Source organism: Pricia sp. (assembly GCF_041745955.1).
Classification (GTDB): Bacteria; Bacteroidota; Bacteroidia; order Flavobacteriales; family Flavobacteriaceae; genus Pricia.
Map to the genome: position 1 here is coordinate 1 of NZ_JBGTHY010000260.1, position 3,031 is coordinate 3,031.

Below are 3,031 nucleotides of genomic sequence, written 5' to 3' on the forward strand. Positions count from 1 at the left end.
TAATTTTAACCTCAATTCACCTTGGGTGATACCTGTTTAGAATCTTGTAAGTTTATATTATAGTCAAATCGGTTACTTATTCAATGGTATTTTAGGTTCCTTCAAGACCGTTTTCGGATTATTAAGAGCCATGCAACAAAGCCACCCAAAAGTATGAAGTTTTCCGGCGTAGCCCCCCTGCCGGGCTGAGGGCCGCGGCCCTCAACCCGGCAGGGGGGCTTTTTTTTCAGCCGTTGCATTTATTACTTGAATCCAAGCATTGATTGCTAAAAACCTAATTTAACTATTGAGAAAAGTCAACTTATTTCAGCTAACAGTCGTGTATTTGCGAAGGCAGGGAATTCATTGATTGTTCAGCCCGGAACAAATGCTGACTTGAAATATGTTGTTGAAGTTTTGAAATGAGGCTGAAAATTGAACGTCGAGCCCGAACCAGGGCTGATGCTTGTACATAGCTAATGCTACAATGTCTTGCCCCGTATTTTGCAAATGTATGGTTGTGAGTTCGTGCTTCACTTTACTCACTTGCATCGACTTTTAATTGTTTGAGAAAGTCAACTCCTGCAGCCGTAATACCAATAATTTCGGTAACGACTCCAACCTTTTCAACAGTATCAAAAAATGCAACATTGGCTACTGGTAGGTTTAAGCTCTGGATGACTTTGTAGCCCTTCTTCGTTAATTCTGAAATCGATTTGTCAAATTCAGCGTCAGATACGATATATGCAATATGTTGTACTCCCCCCTCGGGATGTTTATCAAGATAATCTTGGAATATACTTTGCCCTGAAACGGGTTGAATTATTTCTATAAGGGTATCTCCGGAATATGCCATATATAGGTGGAAAACGTAGTTTCCTGGTTCACCGTAGTAGATGCCATCAGTATCCTCGGCACTAAGATTTTCGAGTTTAACATAAGTTGCGTACACCCATAACATCCTGAAAAAAACCTTCAGCAGCTTGAATGTCACTTACGACCCAAGCAACTTGGCCTAAATGTGAGGAGAAAAATTTGTTTACTGATTGCTCTTCCATAAAATATATTTTGATGATGAAAAAACTGAATTGTCAAATCCTAGTATCGCTTCTTACGTTAAAATGTTTATGAAGTTGTGGCAATTGAAAAACGTCAGGTTCAATTAACCACAAGAGCAAAATAGTGATTAAGAGGTGAATGATTAACGTCCAGCCACAATTTTATAAACACACTGTTAGCGGCAACACATTTATCAATGTTTGACTTCTATCTTTACAACTCCTTCTACTACTTTCGGAAACTTTGTAAAAATCAGTTCATCGTGTCCCGGAATAATCAAGTCGGTATTTGTAACTAAGGTTTTCATTCTCTTCATGGCATTTACATATGCTTTCGGGTCGAAGGTATACTTTGGAATAGGGAGCAGATGCTTTAAGTTGTAATAAAACCAGATGTTGTCCGAAGCTATAATAGTCTTTCCTGATGTTCCGTTGACTAGTACATATTGTGATTCATACGTATGTTTTGAACCGATGAAAACTCTTATACCCGAAATGATTTCTAAATTGTCCCCTTTCACCAATGTCAAGCATCCGTCTACGCTTTTTTGGATGAGTTTGAAAACGTCTTTTTTATTAAAGGCGTCTGCGAAACCATCCTTTTGCCAAGCCGTATGAACAAAATAGTCGAAATCCTCTTTTTGCATCCAAAGCATAGCGTTGGGAAAAAGGTCAATGCCGCCAATGTGGTCAATATGCGGATGGGTAATAATTATATCCGTAATGTCCTCTGCCTTTACATTTATTTTTTTCAACACCGAATCGGGCCTGATATAATTGATAGTGGGGAAAAAAAGATGAATCATATCTGTATCGGTATAACCTGCGTCCACCAACACCATTCGTCCGTTATTTCCTTTCAACAACCAAATGAAAGAACTGCTTTCTATCGTATCCTTCGTCGTTGCACCCACAGCAACTCCAGAGGCGGGGATTTTTGAGTGAGGCCCTTCAAATTTCAATGCAAAGACCTCGTAAATACTTCCCTGACCAAATGAAGGAAAAATAATGAGAAGCTGAATAAGTATCAGATTAACTGATTTAAAGGCGTTTACTTTTCTCATTTGTCTACGTTAAATGTGATGGGTCAGTATTGCCGCTAACTCGTAAATATGCGCAAGTTTTGTAGTACTTTTTGTATTGTTTTGAACTAATACAATATGCCGCAGTACTTTACACGTCGTACTTTTTGTACTGTTGCCTCCATGCGGTCAAAATTTTATTAAACTTTTTCTTCCAAAAATATAAAAAGTCCACCATTTCATCCTTACCGTTCACTCAATACTTCGGTGCCGCCCCCTCGGTGTGGCCCTCAAAATAAACGCCCGCAAATCGTCGTTGGCCTGCACCAGATCTTCTTAACGGAGATACAACCTATGGCTGTTGCGGGAGCCTTTCCAGTCCCTGCGTTCTTTGAGGTGGCCGCTCGGGTCCATTTGCCGCCTATTGGCCTGGACATTGAAGTGGTTGCCGGCGTGCGTCGTTGAGCCTACTTAAAATCCAATAGTCACGATCTGGCGCTTACACCGATTTGGAATCGGTGTAAGCACCAGATCGTGGCTAGTGGGAATTTATTGTGGCGCTAGAAATGATTTTGATAGCCCAGACGAATATTCTTGGGAACCAGCAGAGGCTATTATTTCGGCTCGACAATATCCGATTGATGCGAAGCCGCAAACATCCATTTGCCATTCACTCGATGAAAGGTATACGTGGCCGCTACCCGACCTGTCATTTTACTATTGTCTTTTCCAATGCGTGTTGTTTGGTGAATGCCGCTAACTACCGCCAAATCACCTGATGCATAGATAACTGGCTCTAAAATATCTGTACTTGCAATATTTTGTGTACCCCAAGCTGCTATTTCTGCTTTATATCGGTAAGTACCCTGCTGAAGTCGTATTTCGAAAATCATCAGTCAAACGATTGTTAAAAAAAGCTTTGGAGTCTTTTTTATATTCATCCAAAATCTCTTTCAACGTTTCATTCGTAAA

3 protein-coding genes are annotated in these 3,031 nt (G+C 40.3%); all 3 read right to left on the bottom strand.

Annotated elements, in window-relative coordinates; translation table 11 throughout:
• Positions 1-517 precede the first annotated feature (517 nt).
• Positions 518-973 (bottom strand): VOC family protein, encoded by a 456-nt coding sequence (locus tag ACEW8S_RS09240; protein ID WP_373517866.1) that lies wholly within the window; start codon positions 971-973, stop codon positions 518-520.
• A 258-nt stretch (positions 974-1,231) separates the two neighbouring features.
• Positions 1,232-2,101, bottom strand: a complete 870-nt coding sequence (locus ACEW8S_RS09245; protein ID WP_373517867.1) for an MBL fold metallo-hydrolase — start codon at positions 2,099-2,101, stop codon at positions 1,232-1,234.
• 572 nt (positions 2,102-2,673) lie between these two features.
• Complete coding sequence (locus tag ACEW8S_RS09250; RefSeq protein WP_373517868.1) at positions 2,674-2,952, bottom strand: nuclear transport factor 2 family protein; 279 nt, start codon at positions 2,950-2,952, stop codon at positions 2,674-2,676.
• Positions 2,953-3,031: the final 79 nt, after the last annotated feature.

Bases quoted from the DNA above. Each gene is read 5' to 3' on its own strand.
- ACEW8S_RS09250 (WP_373517868.1), bottom strand. From the start codon at position 2,952: ATGATTTTCGAAATACGACTTCAGCAGGGTACTTACCGATATAAAGCA.
- ACEW8S_RS09245 (WP_373517867.1), bottom strand. From the start codon at position 2,101: ATGAGAAAAGTAAACGCCTTTAAATCAGTTAATCTGATACTTATTCAG.